Origin of the sequence: Paraburkholderia aromaticivorans, from assembly GCF_012689525.1 — a bacterium.
GTDB lineage: Bacteria > Pseudomonadota > Gammaproteobacteria > Burkholderiales > Burkholderiaceae > Paraburkholderia > Paraburkholderia aromaticivorans_A.
Window position 1 is genome coordinate 1,407,289 of sequence record NZ_CP051514.1, and the last position, 22,574, is coordinate 1,429,862.

Below are 22,574 nucleotides of genomic sequence, written 5' to 3' on the forward strand. Positions count from 1 at the left end.
TAAGGCAATGAATTTCTAACTCGGGAAACTAGCTTACACGGGGGCGCCTCACAGGCGAGCGCAGTGCGTCGATTTCATCGAGCAGATCGAGGACTAGCGCGACTCCCGGAGGGTTAATCTGAAGGTCGTGCGCCAGCCGCTGCGCGGTCCGCACGCGCCGCAGCGCCGCGCCACTGAAGCGCCACTCCTGCGGCCGCTCGCCCCTCGGCTCAAACACGCCTTCAGACACCCAGAGCGTCAATTCCTCCGCCGATGCTCCGCTCACCCGGCTCAATTCAACCAGAGTGAACTCGACGTTCTCATCGACAATCTCCCCTTGCAAATAGGTCGTCGTACTCGTCTCTTTCACGATGATCACCGATAGAAGTTCGCGCGAGGATTGAAGTTAAACGCCCGCCGCATCGCATCGTAGGCGGCCTTCGCAGTGTCGCTATTCGCCGGCGGCAGCACGATGTTCAGAATCACATACAGATCACCCGGCGGGTCGCCTGGAATGCCTTTGCCTTTGAGCCGCAAGCGCCTGCCACCGGCAGAATCCGCCGGCACCGTCATCTCGACCGAACCGTCAGGCGTCGGCACGGTAACCTGCGCGCCGAGGCCCGCTTCCCACGGCGCCACCGGCAACTCGAGCGAGACGTCGTGCCCATCCACGCGAAAGCGCGGGTGTTCCCGAAAAGCGATTTCCAGGTAGAGGTCCCCGGCGGTTCCGGGAGTGGCGCCTGCGGCTCCCTGCCCGCTCAGCCGCAGATGCTGGCCCGCGCGAATCCCCTGGGGGATGGATACATTGAGCGTACGTGTTTCTAGCGAAACATGGCCTTGTTCATCAATCACCGGCATTTGCAGCGAAATCGAACGCTGGGCGCCGTGATAGGCGTCTCCGAGATCAATCAGTACCTTCGCGTGATGGTCTACGCCGCGCACGTTGAAAGGCTGCTGCCGCGGATGCGCGCCACGCGCGCCGCCGAACATCTTCTCGAAGAGATCGTGGAGATCGGCTTGCTCGCCGGTCTCGTTGCCCGCGCCGCGGAATTCGAAGCCCTCGTCCCAGTTCGGCGACGGCTGGAAGTCCTGGCCGTTGCGCCATTCGCTGCCCATGCGGTCGTAGGCTGCGCGCTTCTCCGGGTCCTTGAGCACCTCATAGGCTTCGCCCAGTTCCTTGAAGCGATCTTCGGCGTCGGTGTGCTTGCTGAGGTCCGGGTGGTACTTGCGCGCGAGCTTCCGATACGAACGTTTGACGTCCTCCTGAGACGCACTGCGTTCGAGACCCAGGGTCTCGTAATAGTCTTTGTATTTCATACAGGCGGCACACCCATGAGGAACGGATGCGGCAATGCGCATCCATCGCGTGGCGGTCAAGGATTGACTTTATACCAATCCGGATAGGCCGGCAAAGTTGCACGTTCGGTACGCGGCTTCATTGCGACGGGCATGTATGGCAGACATTCGTTGAAAGGTCTGTTCGCTTTACGACGCCGTTGATCGAGACGCGACGTGGCGCCCGCAGGTCGTCCAGCACAACGACGAATCTTCCAATGTCCTGACAGACTCTATACGAAAGCACTGCCGTCGTAGGCTTAGCGATCGCTTAGGTATGCGATTCGCACGCATCGTTTCAACCAGGATGGGGCGACGGATCGTGAGATTGCCACGCGCTGCGTCGTGTACAAGGCCACCCAATCCCTCGCTCACGGCAAGCCGATGAACGAAGGGCAGCGCCCCTGCACGCCGCCGGTGACATACAGCCTCTGCTTGTCAGGACGGATGGTCATTGTCGTTTTGCTCGTGGAGCGGGTCAGGGCTCTTCTGGGTTGAGCGGAGCATGCCGGTGTCGTCGAAATAGAAATGAAACAACTGATACCACACACCGTCTTCCAGATATCGATAGCTCCATACCTCGCGCTTCATCAGCGGGAAATACGCGGTTTCCTCGGGCCGTCCGAAGTTGACGAGCACGTCTTTCTTCGTCCACTTGCCGACCTCCGCGCGATAGAATTCGCTCGGCTGGAGCACCTGGCGGACACTGATCACCTTGCCCGCCGCATCAATGTCCGCAGCCGTGGTCACTTCGCCCATCGGCTGCGTCGGCCACATCAGACGCTTCGCGCCGTTGGGCAGGTCGTACACCTCTCGCGGCTGGCCGAGTTTTGCAATGACATTAGATTCCGGTTCGCCCACCTCGAAACCCTGCCAGGGCTGCGCACAGGCGCCCAACGCGAGCAGCGCCGCGCAGGCCAGCCCGCTGCACCTGCACCTGCACCTCGTCTGACGCAATGTTGGGCTGTCCGTTATCGGACGGTGGAATCTCATGCTGGGCTCCGTGAATCGGTTCAGTTCAGAGTTTGGACACTAAACGCACAACAAGATTCGCCTATGGCTACGTCCGCCGTAACGTCAGTGGCGGCTGCAGACGACCGTCGCACCAGCTTCCGATAACCCCGCATTCGAGCGTCCGGTAGATTTTGTAGAGGCACGGTCAACGTACGATGTGTGGATATTGCCTGGCACTGACGCCTGCGGCTCAAGAACCACTTTAACCACTTCACACGTTACAAGTCCGGCAGGATGGAGGATTGAATGGCCACCGAACTTCTGTCGGCGCACAACACCGATCATTTCCCTTTGGATCGCGTTTATCTGTTCTCGGGAAACGGCGCGAGCCGCGAGATTGACGCAAACACAGCCATCGAATGGTTGAAACATCGTGACGACTGTAGTACGGAATTCATCTGGCTGCATTTTCACGACATCCCTACCGTACTCGAGGGTTGGCCGTTGCAACATATGCAACTACCCGAGGCGTTCGGCGATACCCTTAGGGAGGGCTCGCGCTCTACACGAATTACGCACGTCTACCAGACCCTCATCGCAGTGCTTAACGATGTCGAATGCGACTTTGAGCGGAATAAGCCGCTCAAGGTCGCGACGCTCTGGGTGAACGTCGGCGCTCGCTGTCTGCTAAGCGTGCGCAGCTCCCCGCTGCGTTCAGTCGGTCAGTTGAGACAGGCAGTCGAGGCAGGGGATACCTTTCGCGGTCCGATGGCGCTCCTGATTCATCTGTTGCAGGAACAGGCTGATGTACTCATTGGCATTGTGCGCACGGCAGCGCAAGCCGCCAACGACGTGGATGAAACGCTGCTCGCCGGCAGGCTGCCAACCCGTTCGGGCCTCGGTGGCATTCGCCGCGACGGTGCGCCTGCGCAGGCTGCTGGCACCCGAACCCGCCGCGCTTTTCCGCCTCGTTAACCGGCCGCCACTCTGGATTGTGGAAGAAGACGCTCAATCGCTCAGACAGTTCGCAGAAGAGTTTTCCCTGACGTTGCGCGACATGACGCATCAGCCATTCGACGGCTATTGCCGCGCGCATATCTTTGCCCCGCTAGGCATGCGGGACCCCGGCTTTCTTCCCAACGCGAAACACGCCGCTCGCAGCGCCCCCACGACAGCGGGGCGGCCCGGCATGCGCCGCGGCCAGGTCCATGACCCGTTGGCAAGCTCGATGCAAGGCGTTGCAGGAAACGCGGGACTCGGGCTCAGCACGACGCGGGCAAAACGCGTGCTGTCCGCATCCAGGTCATGGCGGCCGCCGCGTCGCCCTTACGCGCCCGAACCCTGGCGAGGCCTCGGCTGGGCGCTCACGAGCCCTCTGGTGACGAACCGTGACCGCTTGCCGCCGATCGGCGCAGTCGAGCACACCGGATATACCGGCACCGCTATCTGGGTAGATTTCGTCACGCGCCGGTTTGCCGTCGTTCTGACCAATCGCGTCCACCCGAACGATCAGGGCGATGCACGCCCGCTACGCGCGCAGATCGTGGCCGCGATTGCGAGCTAGGCACCGCACGTCACTGCCGCCGATATCCGCGCAGCCCTATCCACTGCTGCGCCTGCGTTGACCAAGGCAAACCGGTTGCCTGCCGCATCGGGCCCGGTCAGGAGCGGCCTCGACGTGCTAGAGGACCAGCAATTCACGCCGCTGGTCGGCCGGCGTGTCGGGCTTGTCACCAACCGCACGGGATTCGATGCAGCGGCCGCCCGCACGGTCGACGTTCTCGCTCACGCGCCCGGTGTCACGCTCGCGGCGCTGTTCTCGCCCGGGCAGGGCCTGAATACCGATGTCGATGAACGCATCGGCGATTCACGCGACGCGGCCACCGGGCTCGCAGTGCACAGTCTTTATGGCGGCACACAGCATTTTCCCGCTGGCTCGCTCGACGGAATAGACGCGCCCGTCTTCGACATACAGGATGCGGGTGTGCGCTTTTTTACCTATGAAACAACCCTTGGCTACGCGCTCGAGGCCGCGGCGGCTTGCGGCATTCCGCTCTTCGTACTCGATCGGCCCAATCCATTGGGCGGGGAGCGATTCGGCGGCCCGGTGCTCGATGTGGGACATCAATCGTTCACCGGCTACTTCGCCTTGCCGCTCCAGCCGGGCCTGACGGTCGGCGAACTTGCGATGCTCTTCAATCGCGAGCATCACATCGGCGCGAATCTGCACATCATTCCGATGACCGGCTATGCGCCATGCGGTTCGCGGACACGGGACTGGGCTGGGTGCCGCTGTCACCGAATCTGCGGACACTGACGCAACTGAATCTGTATCCCGAGGTCGCGATGATTGAAGGCGCCGACGTCAGTCGTAGGCCGCGGAACAACCACGCCGTTCGAACTGGTCGGCGCGCCGTGGATCGACAGTACGAGTCTCGCGGCGGCGTTGAACGCCCTCGATACCGGCGCCCGCTTTGTGCCGGTCGACTTCGTTCCATCTGAGTCGAGCTGGCACGGCCGTTTGTGTCACAGCGTGCGGATCGTGCGCGACCCGAATGCCGCGGAGTCGCGTGTCGGCCGCCTCGGCCTGGCACTTGCCGTGGCGCTGCATGCGCTCTACCCTACGCGCTTCGATGTCTCCGCGACTCGCGACGTGATCGGGTCCAGCGCCGTGTGGCAGGCGCTGCGCGAAGGCGCTGGACTCGATCAGATCGACACGATCGTTACGCAGGAAAGCACCGGTTTCGCTCCCTTGCGTGAGACGTATGTGCGTTATTGACGCGCTGCGCTTTCGCAAGCCAAGGTGCGCTGCGGCTGACTTGCATCAATGGCTAACAGCGATTCGGGGCTAACGTGGAGTGAAGACCGTCCTCGGCAACGCGCCGCCGCGGCCGTCTTACGGTCACACCATAAGGGAGTCCGATATGACCGACATGCCACTTCTCGCGTACCAGGCCGCGCCCGTCTTGCGGCTTTCACCTATCAAGGGCGAGACGCCCGCCATCATTACGCTGCCCAAGGCCGATTTGAACGGCGGGCGCGCCGCTGATGGCCGTGCTCGCGCACCGCGCCAGTTGCCGGGCGTTCGCGCCGACGGCATTGCCGCCCAGTGCCGGGCGGGTTACTCCGGGCCGCCGACGGGATCAACCGGCCGCCGGCAGGCGGCCGCACCGCATCGTCGCCGCACGCGTTCAACGAAATCGACATCTACGCCGCGCTGCCCAACGGTGTCTATCGTTACGACGCGCCGAACCATCAACTTGTCCTCAAACGCGCAATCGATGCGCGCGGACAGACTGGTTACCAGGACTTCGTCGGAGAGGCGCCGCTCGATCTGGTCCACGTGGTTCGCGCATCGCGCCTACTGCCGATGTCCGTCCACCAGCGCGAGCGTTTTTCCGCTGTGACAGTGGAGCCATTGCACAGAACGTCTCTCTGTATTGTGCGTCGGCCGGGATAGCCAGCGTGATCCGTGGCTGGATCAATGCGCGGCTGCTTACGGATGCACTGTCCCCGCTCGATCTGCGCAAGATTGACGACGGTCGCAACGAAGCACAGCACTGCGGGATCATTGCTTCGCGCATCTCGTCCGAAGCCGAGGCCGAGGCCGAGTCGTTCCAGCAACAACATGTGTCCCGGCCCAAGCTCAGGCGCTTGCTGGCGAGTCATTGCACCGAACCCATTCTGCCGCGATGTAGGCGGGCCTCACGACGAGGTACAAAAAGGTTCCTATTCGTCCAAGTCAGTTCCTGAGTTAGCCACCCCGCGCGAACCATTGGACCAGGCTTTGATCGAGGGCGTTTTGTGCGTGCCATCGTTGTCCATTACCAGATGCACCTCCAGGTGAGACGGCACGCTGGCTTCGATGGTGCGCAGAAAGCGCACAAATTCGCTGCTGCGATGGCGCCGATGTACCTCGCCGATTACTTCACCAGTAGCGATGTCCAGCGCCGCGAACAGGGTGGTCGTACCGTGGCGCATGTAATTGTGGGTACGTCGCTCAGGGATGCCGGGTGCAAGCGGCAACACGGGTTGCGTGCGATCGAGCGCCTGAATCTGGCTCTTCTCGTCCACGCACAGCACCATGGCCTTGAGGGGTGGGCCCAGGTAAAGCCCGACGATATCTCGCACCTTGTCGACGAACATCGGATCGCTGGAGAGCTTGAACGTTTCCTGCCGATGCGGTTGCAAGCCAAAAGCACGCCAGATTCGTGTGACCGCCGTCTGCGACAATTTCATTTCGCGAGCCATCGTGCGCGTGCTCCAGTGAGTCGCTCCGACAGGCACAGACTCGAGCGTCTTCGCGATGACCGCATCGACGCGCGTGTCATCAATCGTCCTCGGTGCGCCGGGCCTTGGTGCATCGACCAGGCCGTCCACACGATGGATCACGAACCGCGACCGCCACTTCGAAACCGTTTGCTGTGTGACCTGCTGTTTCGCCGCAACTGTCTTGTTGTTCATGCCATCGGCACAGGCCAAGACGACGCGCGCCCGCAATGCCAGGGCCTGCGCGGTCTTGCGTCGCTTCGTCAGCGATTGCAGGTCTTCGCGCTCCGAATCGCTCGGCACGAGCTCCCCTTTGGGCCGTCCACTCATCGTTGCCTCCGCGTATCAAGTGCTACACAGAACACTTTAGTACGTGATCGGCATCATTCAATGAATTTTTAACTCAGGACACTGGGTGGCGGTCCCCATTCGCACGATGAGCCGTCCGGTATTCGGTCGGCGTCTGCGATAAGCGCCTGCGAAAAACCCGCGAAATATGCTCGCCACTGCCCATCCCGCACCGCCGTGCAATCTTATCGACTGGAAGAGTTGTCTCCTGGAGAAGCCGACAGACCATTTCGAAACGGACATCCAGAAGATATTCAGATGGAGTCTTGCCCGTTACGAGCTTGAAATGCCGCAGAAAAGTTCGCTCACTCATTCCAGCCACCTCCGCCACTCGCGCAATTGAGATTGAGCGCCTGCAATTCTTGCGAAGCCATTCCACCGCCGAATGAACTCTATCCGTCACGCTCACCTCATTGAGCGCGTCCTCATCGACACAGGACAGATCGAGGCTGGGCACAACATGCCGGTTAATTCGGTGTGCGATCTCTATACAAAGGTTCCCTGGAATAAAGGATAGTGCGGCGGCAAGCGAACTGCTCATACCGCAACCAACGATTGACTTCTTATTTCCCGAAGAACCTTGTTCCCGACGACATGATTCGAACCTGCCCCCCGCACCTGCCGAAGGGGGGTTGTAACCTGAAGCCGCGATGATCTCCCATCCCTGCTCGCTCCACTTCACCAGGTCCGCGTTCAAAAGCACTTTACGCAATGCCCGAAGATCCGCTGGGTCGATCGAGGCGGCATTCTCGGAGTCCCCACCAAAAACGAAGACCCCATCAAAACGCTCGAATAAGTGCTCGTCGATTGCGTCGGTCTTGATACGAACCGATAGCGAATTTGTAACGTAGCCTCCGCGCGAGGAAAGCATCGTGACTGAAGCACGATTGTCAATCGAGCGTGCAATGTCTGAAACCTGATTTACTTGCCGAAACACCTCAGCTACAAGACTAACGTCAAGCAGGGAGAAGCCGTCGCACAATACGATTGCCACATTAACTGCCGGCGTCGGCGCGTCGACCACTACACACTGATCCACTATTCCCCGCTGCCCCTTAGGGTTTATTTGTGTCTGCATAAACCGCACTCTCACCGGCAATTCATCTTGTCTTCGCTAACCTGTCGAATGACACGGCGGCCTCAAATCTGAAGTGCAACACCTGTTTCGTATAAGGTGTTGCGATGCACGAAAGAACTCCGTATCAACAACTGCAACCCGAAGAGCGCTTGACCATTGCGAGTCTGCTTTTGCAGGGTTCGAGTATCCGGGCCATGGCTCGGATACTCGGACGCTCGCCAGCCACCGTTAGCCGTGAACTGGCGCGAAACAGTTCGCCTGCCGGCTACGCGAGCGTGCCGGCCGAAGCGCTCAGTACCGCACGCCGCAGTGCGGGTCGTCGCCCAACAAAGCTTTGCCTGCAAAGCGTCTGCTGGCGCATCGTTCTCACTCTGCTCGAGTGGAAATGGTCGCCCCAGCAGATATCGGGCACACTGAAGCGTATGTATCCGACCGACCCGACCCAACACGTCTCGCATGAGACCATCTACACCGCCATCTATGCCCAGCCGCGCGGCGAACTGCGCCGTGCCTGCCTGCGCCATGGCCACAGCACGCGCATGCCGCGCACACGCGGCACAGACCGTCGCGGACAGATTCCGGACATGGTCAGCATCCATGTGCGCCCGCCTGAAATCGAAGACCGATTGCTGCCGGGCACTGGGAAGGCGACTTCATCAAGGGTGCAGGCAACCAGTCGTCGGTAGGCGTTCTGGTCGAACGGACCAGCCGACTGGTGCTGCTCGCAAAGATGGAAGACGCTACTGCCGCTCCAGCACTGGCGGGCTTCTCCGCCAAACTCAATTCGATTGCCGCGCCATTACGGCAGAGCTTCACCTACGACCAGGGCAAAGAAATGTCGCGGCATAAAGAACTTACCGCCGCGACCGGCGTGAAGGTCTACTTCTGCGACCCGCACAGTCCATGGCAACGCGGCACTTGTGAAAACACCAACGGCCTGCTGCGCCAGTATCTGCCCAAAGGCACAGACCTTTCGGTCTACAGTCAGGACGAACTCGACGCCATTGCCGACAGCCTGAACAGCCGGCCTCGCGCGACTCACGCCTTCCATTCGCCATTCGAGGTCTTCGCTGCGACCCTTGCTTCTGCAAGTCAACCTCATGGCTCTAAACATTAAACCCGCGGTTGCGCTTCACTCTTGAAACCGCCCACATTTTCGATCAACCAATAATTGAACGTGGCATTCATTCGGAGTGTTTTGTCGCAACATGCGCGGGCGATCGAGGCGTATCGCGCGACGGGTGTCAAAGAAGGATTTCAAGTCAATGTCGGACTACCCAGTCGTAGCGCCAACAGTTCCTTCTCGCTTGCGCCACGGCTTGCTTCGCCGATTTGTTAGGACGATAACCGAACGATGATGAATGGAATATCGCATCGATTCCCGGCTCAACCAGTAACTTGACCGCCATCTGAGCCACTCGGTCAGAGATTGTCGGTACCCCGAGAGGACGAAACCCGTCCCCCTTCGGAATCAGCACCTCCTTGACCGGTTGAGGAAAGTAGCTCCCCGAACTCATTCAAATCCACAGAGCGTACAGATTTCTTGCCAAACGATTGCGGAAAGTTTCAATACTCTCCCGGTCCACGCCCGGACCGCCTTGATTGGCAGCCACGCGTTTCCAGGCTTCCCAGATCAATCGCTTGGGTATCTCGAACGACTTGGCGTTAACCCCGGAATCATCCCGCGTCGCGGTTGTTCCAGGATCTCCACCAGACAAGGTCATGCCTTCGCTCCGGAAGTCATTACAACCCCTTCAACGCTACTACGCATGACTCGGCCCCTGTGCCTCGCATCGGTACTCTCACTCTCACGGGTTCTCCGCTTGAGTTTCTCCCTTGACATCGAGACGACAGGTTCCCAAGTTCCATATCCACGCCTGCAGGAAGGTCGCGCCACCTCTATGCCGGATGCCGTCAAACCCGCCTTCAGGTTGCCGTTTGACTGATCCCGAGGCGTTGTCGAGTCCTCGGTTTTGACATCATTGCAATTATCGACACTTCTTCGACGGTTCACTTTCGTTCGCCTCCTTACTGCACACCTGACGGGATTCATCCCGCCTTTTCCACAGACGCTCACCACACCCGCTCTTAACAGCTCTTAACGAGTGCAGCTCTGGGTGGTTTGGTATCACCGCCTGATCGGCGACACCGAGGGGCCGGCCCTCATCACGGATACAGCATGTACAGCGACTTACTGTCGCTTTCCTTCTTGGCACACCGACATCTAGCTTGAAAATTTCCGTCCGTGGCCTCAAGCGCTATGACGCAGGAGTCTATACGTCGTTCGACGGCGCAGGCGCCATGTCGTACAGTTCAAATTGCAACTTGATGCAACTTGACTCTCTCGACATCGGAGATGGGTTACCGTTTGGCTCAAGATCACAATGCGTATCCCGATTCGGAAACGCCGTTAAGTGCGTTCCCGATTAACTTGAATCAGTTATCGCAATGTTTGCCCTCAACGCACCGGCTCAGAGCAGATGATTGACGCCAACCATCGCGCCCGGCCGGTTCATATCTGCGGCAGGCGTCGTTGCACGAAAGGAATGTCAGGTGTATCAATGCGCAGGAACATCGATCCGGCACGCTCCAATTGGCTCTCGAGCCTCCGGATTGCAGCAAGCAGCAGCTAGTTATTTGCCGCTAATCCGCCTGAAGATATTGTCTGGAATATGCCGCAGCCGCGATGCACTGGTTCGGCACGCCCCCGATACTGCGTGACGCGGCGACCTCAAAAAAGGCCGTACCCTACGCGAGTAGCCACGTCTCGCACACAGGCGCGCGCCGCGCCTCAATGCGCCAGGAAGTCCACCACCATACGGTTGAATTTCTCCGCATGTTCCCACTGCGCCCAGTGCCCGCAACGGCTGAAAATATGCATTTCGGCATTCTGCATGCCGGCAACCAGACGCAAACCCACATCCATCGGCACGAAGCGGTCGTCGCGTCCCCAAATCACCAGCGTCGGCGCCGCGATCTCGCCAAGCCGCGGGCCGTAGTCGTTGAACTGCTTCGGATTGGCCGCAAGACTCTTCACGAAGTTTTCCAGATGATCACGGCGTGCCAGCATATTGGCCAGGCGCGCCTGCATCAGATCGTCGGTCAGCGCGCTGGTGTCGAACACGAAGACGTTCATCATCCGCTTCAGGTTTTCGATCGTCGGTTCGCGATACAGGCCTTGCAGCAGCTTGATGCCTTCTGTTGGCATCGGCACAAACTGGCTGGGGCCGCCCGTGCCGCCGCCCATCAGGACCAATTTGCCGACGCGCTGCGGATTGGCAAGCGCGAACGCCACGGCGCTATGACCGCCCATCGAATTACCGATGATGTGCGCGCGTTCGATATCGAGTGCGTCGAGCAGGCTCTTCAGCGAACGCGCGTTGAGTTCGGAGCGCGAGCCGTCGCACACGACCGGATCGCTCTTGCTCCAGCCCAGACAGTCCATCAGGATCACGCGATAACCCGCCGCCACGAGCGGCTCGACATTGCGGTTGAAGTTCGCCCAGCCGCTCGCACCGGGGCCCGAGCCGTGCAGCATCACCACGGTTTGCGCGCCCTGTCCGGCGTCGTTGTAGTGCAACTGCACTTCACGATCGCCTTCCTTGATACGCACGAATCTGCTGGTCGATGTTTCAGTGATGGCCGATACATTCGAGGTCATGTTGCGTTCCTTTATCTTAAGAGAGTTGATTGACCGCGCACGCCGCCTGGTCGCGCGCGATTGGCATTGCGTGACGTGCCAGCGCTATTGCGCGGCGGCCGATGCATACGCAGGCGCCGGCTTGCCGACGACGAGCCACGCCGCGATCGCCGCAATCGCAATCAACGGAATGCTCGCGCTCAACAGCACGGACGCGCTCTGCCCGATCGCCAGCAACTGCCCGGCGATCAAAGGTCCGAGAATCGAGCCCATGCGCCCCACCGCCACCGCGGCGCCCACTCCTGTCCCACGCACGTGAGTCGGATAAATGCTGCTCGCGAGCGCATACAACACCGACTGTCCGCCGACCAGAAACAGCCCCGCGAGCAAGCCGCCGCACGCCATCGACGCGCCGCCGTTCGCCGCGACAAGCGCCGCCAATGCCGCGGCGATGCCCAAGTACATGCCGGTCACGGTGCGACGCCGACCGATCCGGTCCATCAGGCTCGCGATCACGATTGCGCCGATGCCGCCGCCGATGTTGAACATCATCTGCACGACGCCCGATTGCACGCGCGTGAGTCCGCGGCTCAGCACCAGCGACGGCAGCCAGTTGATCAGGAAGTACAGCACGATCAGCGTGCCCAGATAGCTGATCCACAACGCGACGGTCGTGCCGGCTCGCCCTTCCCTCCACAAGGCCTGCGCGATGCTGGACTGCGCTTCGCCCAAACCACGCGAGCCGCCCACTGCCGAGCGCGCGGCAATGAAGTGCGCCGACTCGCGCATGAAGATCGCCAGCAACGGCAACACCAGCAGCGGTCCAACGCCGCCGACATAAAAGATATGCCGCCAGCTCGCATCACCCGGACTCACGATGCCGATCACCGCCGCGAGCGCGGCACCGAACGGCATGCCGCAATACATCGCGCCCACCGCCGTGTTGCGTTGATCCGGCGACGCCGCTTCCGAGCACAGTGCGATCAGGTTCGGCATCGCGGCACCCAGACCGAGCCCCGTCAAAAAGCGCGCGGCCAGCAGACTGTTCAGGTCCCACACCTGCGTGGTGGCAATCGAGAAGATGCCGAACAGCGCCACCGACAGCATCAGCACGCGCTTGCGGCCGAGCTTGTCGGCAAGCCGTCCACCGATCGCCGCGCCCGGTAACAGGCCGAGTGCGCCGATGCTGAACGCCCAGCCCATCTGCGCAACCGCGAGATGGAATTCGCGCGCCATGCGTGGCGCGGCTACGCCGGTCGATTGCAGATCCAGCCCTTCGAGCAACGCGACGATCAGGCATAGGCCGATCGTGACGGCACCGCTCGCGCGAGTGTTGGTTGATCGCTGCATAAGAAGTCTCCAATGTGTTTTCAGCATCGCTCTTGGCGGCGATAACGCTGGGTGGTGTCGACGGCGGCGCGGGCCGCCGGCAGGCTTCGAAAAAATGTGCTAAACACCGGCCGCGCGTTTCAGGTCCAGCGCCACGTCGACGATCATGTCTTCCTGGCCGCCGACCATGCGCCGCTTGCCCAGCTCGACCAGAATGTCGACGGCTTTCAGGCCGTACTTCTTCGCGGCCACTTCGGAATGCCGCAAGAAGCTCGAGTACACGCCGGCATAACCGAGCGCCAGGGTCTCGCGGTCCACGCGCACCGGACGGTCCTGCAACGGACGCACGATGTCGTCGGCGGCGTCCATCAGCGTGTAGAGATCGGTGCCGTGATGCCAACCGGCGCGTTCGGCCGCGGCAATGAAGACTTCCAGCGGTGCATTACCGGCACCCGCGCCCATTCCCGCGAGGCTCGCATCGATGCGGTCGCAGCCTTCTTCCACGGCGACGAGCGAGTTCGCGACGCCGAGGCTCAGGTTGTGGTGCGCGTGCATGCCGGTCTTCGTCTCCGGCTTCAGCACGGCTTTCAATGCGCGAAAGCGCCCGCGGACGTCGTTCATATTCATCGCGCCGCCGGAGTCGACCACGTAAATACAGGTCGCGCCGTAGCTCTCCATCTTTTTCGCTTCGACGGCGAGGTTTTCCGGTGTGGTCATGTGGCTCATCATCAGGAAGCCGACTGTGTCCATGCCGAGTTCGCGCGCATATTCGATGTGCTGCTTCGAGATGTCCGCCTCGGTGCAGTGCGTCGCGACCCGCACGATGCGCGCGCCGGCCTGGTATGCGGCCTTGAGATCGTGAATCGTGCCGATGCCGGGCAACAGCAGCGTCGCGATCTGCGCATGCTCGACCACGTCCGCGACCGCTTCGATCCATTCGAGGTCGCTGTGCGCGCCGAAGCCGTAATTGAAGCTCGATCCTTGCAGGCCGTCGCCATGGGCGACTTCGATGCTGTCCACCTTCGCCTTGTCGAGCGCGCGCGCGATCTGCTGCACGTTGTCGATCGAATACTGATGGCGGATCGCGTGGCTGCCGTCGCGCAGCGTCACGTCGGAGATATACAGTTTCTTGTCCATGCGAAGAGTCTCCTTAAGCCTGCACGAGGGATTGCGCCATGCGCTCCGCGGTCGCGAGCGCAGCCGAAGTCATGATGTCGAGATTGCCCGCGTACGCCGGCAGATAATGCGCGGCGCCTTCCACCTCGATGAACACCGAGGTTTTCAGGCCGCTGAAGCGGCCAAGGCCCGGTATGTTCAGCGGTGCGTCGGCGGGGATGACGTCGAACTGCACCTTCTGCTTCAGGCGATAGCCCGGCACGTAGACATGCACGGCGGCTGCCATCGCCTCGATCGAGGCTTCCACGCGCGCCTGATCGGCGAGTTCGGACAGCACGTAGACGGTGTCGCGCATCATCACCGGCGGCTCGGCCGGATTGAGCACGATAATCGCCTTGCCTTTGGCCGCGCCGCCCACCACTTCGATCGCCTTCGAGGTGGTTTCGGTGAACTCGTCGATATTCGCGCGTGTGCCGGGACCGGCCGACTTGCTGCTGATCGACGCGACGATTTCGGCGTAGTGCACCTTCGCCACGCGCGAGACCGCGGCGACCATCGGAATCGTCGCCTGGCCGCCGCACGTCACCATGTTGACGTTGCGCGCGTCGAGATGGTCGTCGAGATTCACCACCGGCACGCAGTACGGACCGATCGCCGCGGGCGTCAGGTCGATCAGGCGGATGCCAGGCTTGAGCGCGCGCAGGAACGCATCGTTCTTCACATGCGCGGCCGCCGAGGTGGCGTCGAACACGAAGTCGATGTCGTTGAACACCGGCATACGCGTCAGTCCTTCCACGCCTTCGTGCGTGGTCGCCACGCCGAGCCGCGCGGCACGCGCGAGACCGTCGGACGCCGCGTCAATGCCGACCATCGCCGCCATTTCCAGATGCTCGCTGTGCCGCATGATCTTGATCATCAGATCGGTGCCGATGTTGCCTGAGCCGATGATCGCGGCCTTGAGTTTTTCGCTTGCCATGTCAGTCCTCAATCGGGTGAATGCTTATGCGGAGAAAATTGCGCGAACGCTGCCGAGGCCTTCGATCCGCGCGCTGAAAGTGCCGGGCTGCGTTACCGCGACCATCGGACCAAGCGCGCCGGTCATGAGGACGTCGCCGGCTCGCAGCGGCGTGCCGAGTTGCTGCATCCGGTCCGCGAGCCACACGGCGGCGTTCAGCGGATTGCCCAGACACGCCGCGCCGTTGCCGCGCGAGAGCGCTTCGGTATCGTTCGAGAGGGTCATCGCGCATGCCGTCAGATCGACCTCGCGCAGCAACACCGGCCGGCTGCCGAGCACGAAGCGAGCACTCGACGCGTTGTCCGCGACGGTATCAACGAAGCGGATATTCCAGCCGTCGATGCGGCTGTCCACGACTTCGATGGCGGCGACCGCGTACGCCGTCGCGTGAATCAGATCGGCGTAGGTGTGCTTTTCATGCGTGAGGTCGTGTTCGAGCACGAGTGCGATTTCAGCTTCAACCTTCGGCTGGATGAGTTCGCCGAGCGGGATGGGTTGGCTGTCGCCATACGCCATCGACGCGAACAGCGCGCCGAAGTCCGGTTGCGCGACGCCGAGCTGGCGTTGCACCGCGGGCGAGGTCAAGCCGATCTTGCGGCCGACGATGCGCTCGCCGGCGGCCACTCGCGCCTCGACGTTGATCTGTTGCACGGCGTACGCGAGCTCGGCGGCATCGGCCGCGTTCAAATGGGCGAAGCACTCGTCGTCGCGCAACGGCGCGATGGTCTGACACGTGCGTTCGGATTCGCGCAGCCGCAGGGCGAGCGCTTCAGCGTTGCTTCGATGGTTCATGGCGGGTTCCGTGATTCGTCAAATGGTTTCGGCGATGGGCCGCGCGTGCATCGCGCCAAAGCCCGCGATCCACTCGGGAATCGGCCGGTAGTAATCGAGCGTCGCGCGATACGGTCCGTACGCCTGCAACGCACCGAATGCCGCGATCCACGTGCGCACCTCGTGCGCGGACTTGCCGGCGTCGCGTGTGATCGCGGTGTCGGTGAAGCCATCGAGCGCGGGCAGTTCACCCTCTTCGAGCAGCTTCAGAAACGCGCGGTCCCACTCGGGATTGAGCGGATGCAGGCGGCTGTCGCCCGCCGCGAATGCGCGAGCAGCCGCGACGGTGCGCGCCTGGCGCGCCGCCCGCGATTCGGCCGATGGATTGCGGCCGGCGATCAGGCGCTCGGCGACTTCGTCGGTTGCACCCGCAAGTTCAGGCACGGGAGGTTCGTGCGAGATGCCGCCGGAGCCGATCACCAGCACGCGCTGGTTGGAACGCGCGAGGCGGCGGCCCAGTGCGTCGCCGAGCAAACGCGCGCGGCGGCACGACGCCATGGGCGGTGCGACCGAATTGATGAACACCGGCACGACCGGATAACGATCCAGTGCGCCCGTGAGAATCTCCAGCGCCTGCGCGCAACCGTGGTCGACCTGCATCCGGTACGACACGGCGACGTCGACATCGGCGGCGAGCGCGGCTTGCGCGAGATCGAGCGCGCTGTCGGCGGGGACGGCAAGTTGCCCTGACAGACTTCCGAAGTCGCCGATCGCGCTCGCCGATGCGCCGATGCAGAACGGCGGCATCACGTCGTAGAAGAATCCGTTGTAATGGTCCGGCGCGAACACGACGACCAGTTGCGGATCGAAGGCGGCAACGCGTGCGCGCGCCGCTGCATGAATCCGCCCGACGTCAGCGACGACATCCGGCGCCGGGTCGTAATATCCGCTGAGCGGCGTGTGGGAGAGACATTCGAGCAGGATCGGCATGTCAGGCTCCGGCCGCGATGGTCGCCGCGCTTTCGGACACATCAACCGGCTCACTCGGGACACCCGCCGCCGCAGGCAGTTCAGCAGGCTTAAAGCTCAGCTTGACTGCCAGTTCCTCAATCGAGGCCGACACCTGCTGCGGCGTACACATACCCGCAACGAAACGATCCGGCCGCAGCAACACGACGGACTCCGGCACACGCGCGAACCATTCCTTCAGCCGCCCTTGTACGTCGCCGAGAGCGATCACGCCATTGGGCACGTCGTCATGAAAAGCGAGCTGCGCGTCGGGTTTCGCGAGCACGAAGCAGCCGCCGAGGCGCTGCCACGTTTCGCGCGCCGCTGGCGACATCCCGAACGTGGGATCGGAACCCCAGCCAATGATCGCGAAGCGATTGCCGAGCGCGTCGTCCAGGCGCACGATGCTGCCGTCCACGGTACGCACACGAGGTTGGATGAACATGCGGCCGACGGGCGAATGACACTGCGGGTCACCGCCATACACGAGGCGGCCGAGCAGAGACTCACGTTTCTCGCTCATCAGGCCGAGTAGCCGGCCGGGTGCGGAATGACCGGAGCGTTCCAGCACGCGAGCCAGCACGCCATGCTTGCGTGTGCGCTCCGCCAGCAAGACGACGCCCGTTTCGTAACGCGGCATCGGCTTGAAACGCATTTCCACGAAGTAGCGCTTCATGGCGGGCACCACGTTGAAGGTCCGCACGAAGGCGTCGCGGAATTTGATGCCGAAGCGGCTCGTCGGCGCGAAGATATCGCCGGCCACTTCCGACAGATGGATCATCGAGCGGGCGTGCGCGCGGCGCTCCGCCGTGTACGTGTCGAGCAGCGCGTCGCTCGCGAGTTGCTTGACCACCATCGCCAGCTTCCAGCCGAGGTTGCTCGCGTCGCGAATCCCGCTGTTGTAGCCCTGCCCTTGCCAAACTGGCATGATGTGCGCGGCGTCGCCGGCGAGCAGCACGCGATCCACGCGGAAGCGGCTCGCGAGCCGCGCATTGTGCGTATAGACGCGCTTGCGGATGTAGTCCACCTTCTGCGGATCGGCCACCACCTTGCGGATCAGCGCGGCCATGTTCTCCGGCTTCGACAGTTCCTCCTCGGTTTCGCCCGGCATCACCATGAACTCGAAGCGGCGGATGCCGTGCGGCAAGGCCGCAGACACGTATGGCCGTTGCGGATCGCAATGCATGTAGACGTGCGGCGAGCCGATCGGATCGTTGCGCACATCCACCACGATCCATTGATTCGGTTTCGTGCGTCCTTCGAACGGCACGTCGAGCACGCGGCGCACGAAGCTATTGCCGCCGTCCGCGCCGACCATGTACGACGCGCGCACCGTGCGACGGCCGCCTTTCTGAACTTCCGCCTCGATCGTCACACCCGTCTGGTCCTGCGTGAATGCGCTCACGCTGGTGCCGAACAGCACCTCGACATGCGGAAAACGGCTCAGCCCCTCGTACAACACGCGATCCGCGAGCGGCTGAATGAATGCATTGCGGCGCGACCAGCCGAACTCGTCCGTGCGCGGCTCGATCGACGCAAAGCAATGACCGGTGCGCGTGACGAAACGCATCCAGTGGTCAGGCGTGGTGTGCGGCAACAGGATGTCGGCGAGGCCGACCGACTGGAACACGCGCAACGCTTCATCGTCGAGGCCGATGGCGCGCGGATAGTCGATGATCTGCTCGAGCTTTTCCAGCAGCACCACGCGCACGCCCTGCAAGCCCAGGTAATTGGCGATCATCAGCCCGACCGGGCCGGCGCCGACAATCGCCACGTCGGCGGACACGGTTTCGCTGCGGCCGCTCGCGGCCGCCGGATCATTGGGTGGGAGCATACTGTCTCCTTGCTCGCGAGCGGCACAGCGCGCCGCCGCGTCAGATAGCGGACTTGTTTGAAATATCCAGGGAGAGCACGGCGTGACGATTGCGTATCGCCATGGCGAAAAAGTCGCGCATGGGATGCGGCATCTCGCGTCTCCTCGAATCGTTGATTTGCTTGCAGTCTATGGCGCATGCCGTACAGCCTCAACAATTTGTGGAAAATGTGCATAGAATGCACAGGATTGATTTAATGAGGTTTTTCGGTGACCCAATACACGAGCGTGCGAGGTCTCGCGCGCGGCCTGCAAGTGCTGCAGGCGCTCAATTCCATGGAAAGCGGCCGCGCCACCAGCCAGCAGATCAGCGACCTGACCGGCCTGCATCGCACCACCGTGCGCCGGCTGCTGGAGACGTTGATGGAGCAAGGGTTCGTGCGGCGCAGCGCGTCGGACGACAGTTTTCGTTTGACGCTGCAGGTTCGCTCGTTAAGCGAAGGTTTTACGGATAACGAACGAATTGCGACCATAGCACCGCGCATCATGGGACAGTTGCTGCAGCGGGTTGCGTGGCCTTCGGACCTGACCACGCCGGACGGCGACGCGATGATCATCCGCGAGACGACGCATCGCTTCAGCCCGCTCTCGTTTCACCGTTCGATGGTGGGCCGCCGACTGCCGATTCTGCTGACCGCCGCGGGGCGCGCATACTTTGCAATGTGTCCCGACGGCGAGCGCGAGGACATACTCGAATTGCTGCGCTCGAGTGCAGGCGGGGAAGAACAGAAAGCGCTCGCCTCCAACGACGCGCTGATCAAAAGCCTGGTCAAACGGGTACGCACGGATGGCTTCGGCTCAAATCACGGCGACTGGGCTGCGCAAAGCAAGATCGGTGCGGTTGCCGTTGCGATCGTATCGCGCGAACGTGTGCTGGCGAGTCTGAATGTGGTGTTCCTTTCGCGAGCGGTCACGCTCGCGGAAGCGAAACGGCGTTACGTGCCCGAACTTCAAACGGCAGTGCGTGAGATGGTTGCTGCACTCGAGTCGCAGGGTGACCTGAGCGGAAGGAAGTCGGATTGACGTCCTTATATGAACACCTCCCGTTCCGCAAGGCAGGGGGTTGATGTTTTGGCTAGCAGAAGCGGTTGCAGTCTTATATCCGACCTTCATTGCGAGACGGTGCCCGCTGGCCTTGATGGAATCTGCTGGAAACGACCTCATCTCCCACGGCGGGCTTCACGCCCATGGACGTCATCAGGTTTGCGTTTCCACGGTCCGACCTGGTTTGCCATCACACGTTACCCTTGCTCTGCGCAACTCCTGTGTTCAAAGACTCATCGTTTCAATCTATACCGCGACGGCTGGTCGCTCGCTCACAAATTCCCGCTCATAAGACCGGTTATGCGCGAGCAACGCCCACGCCGTTCGTGCCATCTTGTTGGCCAACGCGACCACCACCACATTGACCGGACGCCGTTTCAGCAACGCTTCTACCCACTGGGGACGTTGTTTGGAATGGGTCACGACCATTCGCGCGCCATGGATCAATAGCTGTCTCAGATAGGGGTCACCCCTTTTGCTGATGCCGCCGAGTCTGACGTTGCCCCCAGTCCCACTCTGACGGGGTACCAGGCCGATACTCGCCGCAAATGCGCGTCCGGAGCGAAATGCCTTTGGCGAGCCCATGACCGCAACAGTGGCTGTGGCTGTCAATGGACCCACGCCGGCTATGTCATCGAGCGTTTTTGCCTGGGGACTGGATTTCAGCCACTGCAGATTTTCCCGCTCGGCTTCGTCAATCCCCTGCTCGACCTGCTGGAGCTGTTCGAGCTGACGCAACAACGCCCGCCAGACAAGCTGCGGCACGACCTCTTCTATCTCGGCCATACGTGCCTTGAGCTCATTCATGAGCGCCTTGCGGCCATATCGGAAGTACAGTCCATATTCCGCAAGCAACCCGCGAATCTGATTGGTTTCGCGGGTTCGTGTCGCCACCAGGCCCGACCGGATGCGGTGCAGGCTCAGGATGGCTTGCTGGTCTACGCTCTTGATCGCCACAGTTCGCATCCCGGGTTGCTGGGCCGCCGTCCAGATCGCCTGGGCGTCTGCCGCATCCGTCTTGTTGGTTTTGACGAACGGACGCACGTATTTCGCATGCAACAACACCACCTGATGTCCGAGACTCTGGATTTTTCGCGCCCACCAGTGCGCCCCTCCGCATGCCTCCAGCGCCACCTTTCCTGGTGCCCGGGTTGCGAGAAACCGGATCAGCTGTTCACGACGGAATTTTCGACTACAGATCTCGCCACTTTGTCCATCTACCCAGTACATTTGAAACACGGCCTTTGCGATATCCAGACCATATGTCGTAGCATTCATTTGGGCTCTCCTTACCTCAAGTGACTCGTGGAACTTTCACTTTGGCACATCGATGCCATCGGTCAAGCGAGAGCCCCTTTCGGCCCTGGCACTTCCCCGAGGGGAGGGAGGTGTTCATACCATCTCCCCGCCCTCAGTCGTGACCGACTGCCGCTTGCGCGGAAAGGGCGGGGATTCCTCCTGCGAGGCGGTCACGTCCGACCGCGAGAATGTTGCGGGCAGCATTGCGATCACGATCATGTGTCGTTTCACAATGCATGCATTTCCACTCTCTTATTCCAGGACCTGCGACACCTTTCGGCCCCGTGCGGCTCGCGCAGCACGAACAGGTCTGGGTAGAAAACGCTTCATCGACTTCATCGAACCATACGCCTGCGTCATCGCACTTGTACCGAAGCATGGTCCGGAACGTCGACCAGCCCGCGTCGAGCACAGACTTGCTGTGCTGTCCTTTCGCGAGGGCCGAAGCGAGCCGGCTGCTGAGTTGATGCAGAAAGTCCTTCCTGCGGTTCGCGATCCGGGCGTGGATCGCCTTCACCCGGCTCTTCCTGCGTGCTCGCTGGGCAGTGGCGAGCGCGGGTTCGAGGTCGCGGTAGAAGCGCTGCGCGTCGACATTGGGAAGACGTTCGTCCGAGAAGCCGGCAAAGGTCTTGAGCCCGAGGTCAATTCCCAGATCCAGGTTGGCTTCATTGGGCCGGGCAGACTTCACCTTGACCGTCACGTTCAGATACCAGCGGCCGCGGCTGTCCTCGGAGATGCAACCGGCGCCGAACTCATAGCCGGCGAGGCCATAGCTGTCCCAGACGCCAGGATGCAGGCCCTGAAAGTGGGCCTGACCATGGCGCCATACGACCGAGCGGGCTTTGAATGGAATCCATCCCAGCGAGCGTCGCGCGCCGGCCGAGGCTGTGTCAAAACGTGCGACTCTGACATCGAGCGCGAAAATCGACCCTCCAGAACGCTCTGTATCGGCTTCGCAGCACGTCGGCAAGGGTAAAGCGACACCCGAAAACCGGGTAATTTCGAGTTTTGACACAGCCTCGGCCGAGCGACGCCATCGAAGCTTTACCTTGCGGTGCTGTTTGCGGCGCGTCGCGTACTCTTCGGCGATCTGCTGAAACACGGCCGAGCCGACCGCCAGGCCTTCTTTCGAGGCCCCGTTCAGATAACGCTGGATCTCAATGCCAGAGGCAAAGCGCCGCTCGCGGCGAAAGATCTGGAGCGACAGGTCATTGCAATAGTTCCAGACGAAGTTCACAGCCCGCGCCATCCCGGCAAGCGACGAAGCATGCCTGTCCTTGATTCTTATGCGCAGAACTCGAACTGGATCCTTGCAACGTGTCACGGGTCGACTCATTCCGGTTTGGCTGTACGGATATACTTTGGCTGTACGGATATACAGTACCAGATCAATACGAAAAGGCAAGTCCCGCGCTCTACCTCACCGCCCTGAAGGACTCAGGATTCCCCACATCTTCGTGAGCGAAGTGATGAATGGCCGCTTGTAAACAGTCGGTGTCGATGTTAACTTTGGCGC

19 protein-coding genes and 3 pseudogenes are annotated in these 22,574 nt (G+C 61.6%); 7 read left to right on the top strand and 15 right to left on the bottom strand.

Features of this window, described 5'->3' with window-relative positions:
* Positions 1 to 28: 28 nt before the first annotated feature.
* From HF916_RS06640 to HF916_RS06650, 3 genes are all read right to left on the bottom strand, one after another.
* Positions 29 to 358, bottom strand: a complete 330-nt coding sequence (locus HF916_RS06640; protein WP_168788236.1) for a chaperone modulator CbpM — start codon at positions 356 to 358, stop codon at positions 29 to 31.
* Positions 355 to 1,296, bottom strand: coding sequence for a DnaJ C-terminal domain-containing protein (locus HF916_RS06645; protein ID WP_168788237.1), 942 nt, complete (start codon positions 1,294 to 1,296; stop codon positions 355 to 357). The genes HF916_RS06640 and HF916_RS06645 overlap by 4 nt, the downstream gene beginning before the upstream one ends.
* A 456-nt stretch (positions 1,297 to 1,752) precedes the next feature.
* On the bottom strand, positions 1,753 to 2,307 hold the full coding sequence (locus HF916_RS06650; RefSeq protein ID WP_168788238.1) for a hypothetical protein: 555 nt from the start codon (positions 2,305 to 2,307) through the stop codon (positions 1,753 to 1,755).
* 267 nt (positions 2,308 to 2,574) lie between these two features.
* On the opposite strand from HF916_RS06650, the gene HF916_RS06655 reads away from it, so the two are divergent.
* From HF916_RS06655 to HF916_RS50590, 5 genes and pseudogenes are all read left to right on the top strand, one after another.
* On the top strand, positions 2,575 to 3,243 hold the full coding sequence (locus HF916_RS06655) for a CorA family divalent cation transporter (RefSeq protein WP_240975142.1): 669 nt from the start codon (positions 2,575 to 2,577) through the stop codon (positions 3,241 to 3,243).
* Positions 3,244 to 3,325: 82 nt separating this feature from the next.
* A complete protein-coding gene (locus HF916_RS50580; protein ID WP_240975143.1) occupies positions 3,326 to 3,832 on the top strand; it encodes a beta-lactamase family protein in 507 nt (168 codons plus the stop codon).
* A 75-nt stretch (positions 3,833 to 3,907) separates the two neighbouring features.
* Entirely contained in the window at positions 3,908 to 4,585 is a 678-nt protein-coding gene (locus tag HF916_RS51430; RefSeq protein WP_346777695.1) for an exo-beta-N-acetylmuramidase NamZ domain-containing protein, read from the top strand.
* A 33-nt stretch (positions 4,586 to 4,618) separates the two neighbouring features.
* The gene (locus tag HF916_RS51435) at positions 4,619 to 5,047 is read left to right on the top strand and encodes an exo-beta-N-acetylmuramidase NamZ domain-containing protein (RefSeq protein ID WP_168787329.1); all 429 of its coding nucleotides are present in this window, start codon (positions 4,619 to 4,621) and stop codon (positions 5,045 to 5,047) included.
* A gap of 145 nt (positions 5,048 to 5,192) precedes the next feature.
* Positions 5,193 to 5,781 (top strand): annotated as a pseudogene (locus HF916_RS50590) (nitroreductase family protein); the annotation flags it as partial.
* 267 nt (positions 5,782 to 6,048) lie between these two features.
* Here HF916_RS50590 and HF916_RS06675 read toward each other — a convergent pair.
* Together HF916_RS06675 and HF916_RS06680 are read right to left on the bottom strand one after the other, a co-directional pair.
* A pseudogene (locus HF916_RS06675) lies at positions 6,049 to 6,867 on the bottom strand (IS630 family transposase); the annotation flags it as partial.
* Positions 6,868 to 6,940: 73 nt separating this feature from the next.
* Positions 6,941 to 7,879, bottom strand: coding sequence for a helix-turn-helix domain-containing protein (locus HF916_RS06680; protein WP_206001698.1), 939 nt, complete (start codon positions 7,877 to 7,879; stop codon positions 6,941 to 6,943).
* A 188-nt stretch (positions 7,880 to 8,067) separates the two neighbouring features.
* Here HF916_RS06680 and HF916_RS06685 point away from each other — a divergent pair.
* A pseudogene (locus tag HF916_RS06685) lies at positions 8,068 to 9,080 on the top strand (IS30 family transposase).
* Positions 9,081 to 9,480: 400 nt separating this feature from the next.
* On the opposite strand, the gene HF916_RS49830 reads toward HF916_RS06685, so the two are convergent.
* The 8 genes from HF916_RS49830 to HF916_RS06725 all read right to left on the bottom strand — a co-directional run bounded on the left by HF916_RS49830 (position 9,481) and on the right by HF916_RS06725 (position 18,676).
* Positions 9,481 to 9,687: a hypothetical protein gene (locus tag HF916_RS49830; RefSeq protein WP_206001700.1), complete on the bottom strand. Its 207-nt coding sequence runs from the start codon at positions 9,685 to 9,687 to the stop codon at positions 9,481 to 9,483.
* A gap of 1,067 nt (positions 9,688 to 10,754) precedes the next feature.
* Positions 10,755 to 11,624 (bottom strand): alpha/beta fold hydrolase, encoded by an 870-nt coding sequence (locus tag HF916_RS06695; RefSeq protein ID WP_168788241.1) that lies wholly within the window; start codon positions 11,622 to 11,624, stop codon positions 10,755 to 10,757.
* An 84-nt stretch (positions 11,625 to 11,708) separates the two neighbouring features.
* On the bottom strand, positions 11,709 to 12,953 hold the full coding sequence (gene mhpT, locus HF916_RS06700) for a 3-(3-hydroxy-phenyl)propionate transporter MhpT (RefSeq protein WP_168788242.1): 1,245 nt from the start codon (positions 12,951 to 12,953) through the stop codon (positions 11,709 to 11,711).
* Positions 12,954 to 13,052: 99 nt separating this feature from the next.
* The gene (gene mhpE, locus HF916_RS06705; RefSeq protein ID WP_168788243.1) at positions 13,053 to 14,069 is read right to left on the bottom strand and encodes a 4-hydroxy-2-oxovalerate aldolase; all 1,017 of its coding nucleotides are present in this window, start codon (positions 14,067 to 14,069) and stop codon (positions 13,053 to 13,055) included.
* A 13-nt stretch (positions 14,070 to 14,082) separates the two neighbouring features.
* On the bottom strand, positions 14,083 to 15,024 hold the full coding sequence (locus tag HF916_RS06710) for an acetaldehyde dehydrogenase (acetylating) (protein WP_168788244.1): 942 nt from the start codon (positions 15,022 to 15,024) through the stop codon (positions 14,083 to 14,085).
* Between the two features lie 24 nt (positions 15,025 to 15,048).
* Entirely contained in the window at positions 15,049 to 15,855 is an 807-nt protein-coding gene (locus HF916_RS06715) for a fumarylacetoacetate hydrolase family protein (RefSeq protein ID WP_168788245.1), read from the bottom strand.
* 18 nt (positions 15,856 to 15,873) lie between these two features.
* Positions 15,874 to 16,824, bottom strand: coding sequence for a 3-carboxyethylcatechol 2,3-dioxygenase (locus tag HF916_RS06720; protein ID WP_168788246.1), 951 nt, complete (start codon positions 16,822 to 16,824; stop codon positions 15,874 to 15,876).
* A gap of 1 nt (position 16,825) precedes the next feature.
* A complete protein-coding gene (locus tag HF916_RS06725; protein WP_168788247.1) occupies positions 16,826 to 18,676 on the bottom strand; it encodes a bifunctional 3-(3-hydroxy-phenyl)propionate/3-hydroxycinnamic acid hydroxylase in 1,851 nt (616 codons plus the stop codon).
* A 249-nt stretch (positions 18,677 to 18,925) separates the two neighbouring features.
* Here HF916_RS06725 and HF916_RS06730 point away from each other — a divergent pair, with 249 nt between their 5' ends.
* Entirely contained in the window at positions 18,926 to 19,738 is an 813-nt protein-coding gene (locus tag HF916_RS06730) for a DNA-binding transcriptional regulator (protein ID WP_168788248.1), read from the top strand.
* A gap of 267 nt (positions 19,739 to 20,005) precedes the next feature.
* Here the strand turns inward: HF916_RS06730 and HF916_RS06735 are convergent, their stop codons facing one another.
* Together HF916_RS06735 and HF916_RS06740 are read right to left on the bottom strand one after the other, a co-directional pair.
* Positions 20,006 to 21,037, bottom strand: coding sequence for an IS110 family transposase (locus HF916_RS06735; RefSeq protein ID WP_168787386.1), 1,032 nt, complete (start codon positions 21,035 to 21,037; stop codon positions 20,006 to 20,008).
* A 133-nt stretch (positions 21,038 to 21,170) separates the two neighbouring features.
* A complete protein-coding gene (locus HF916_RS06740; RefSeq protein WP_240975144.1) occupies positions 21,171 to 22,295 on the bottom strand; it encodes an RNA-guided endonuclease InsQ/TnpB family protein in 1,125 nt (374 codons plus the stop codon).
* Positions 22,296 to 22,574 lie beyond the last annotated feature (279 nt).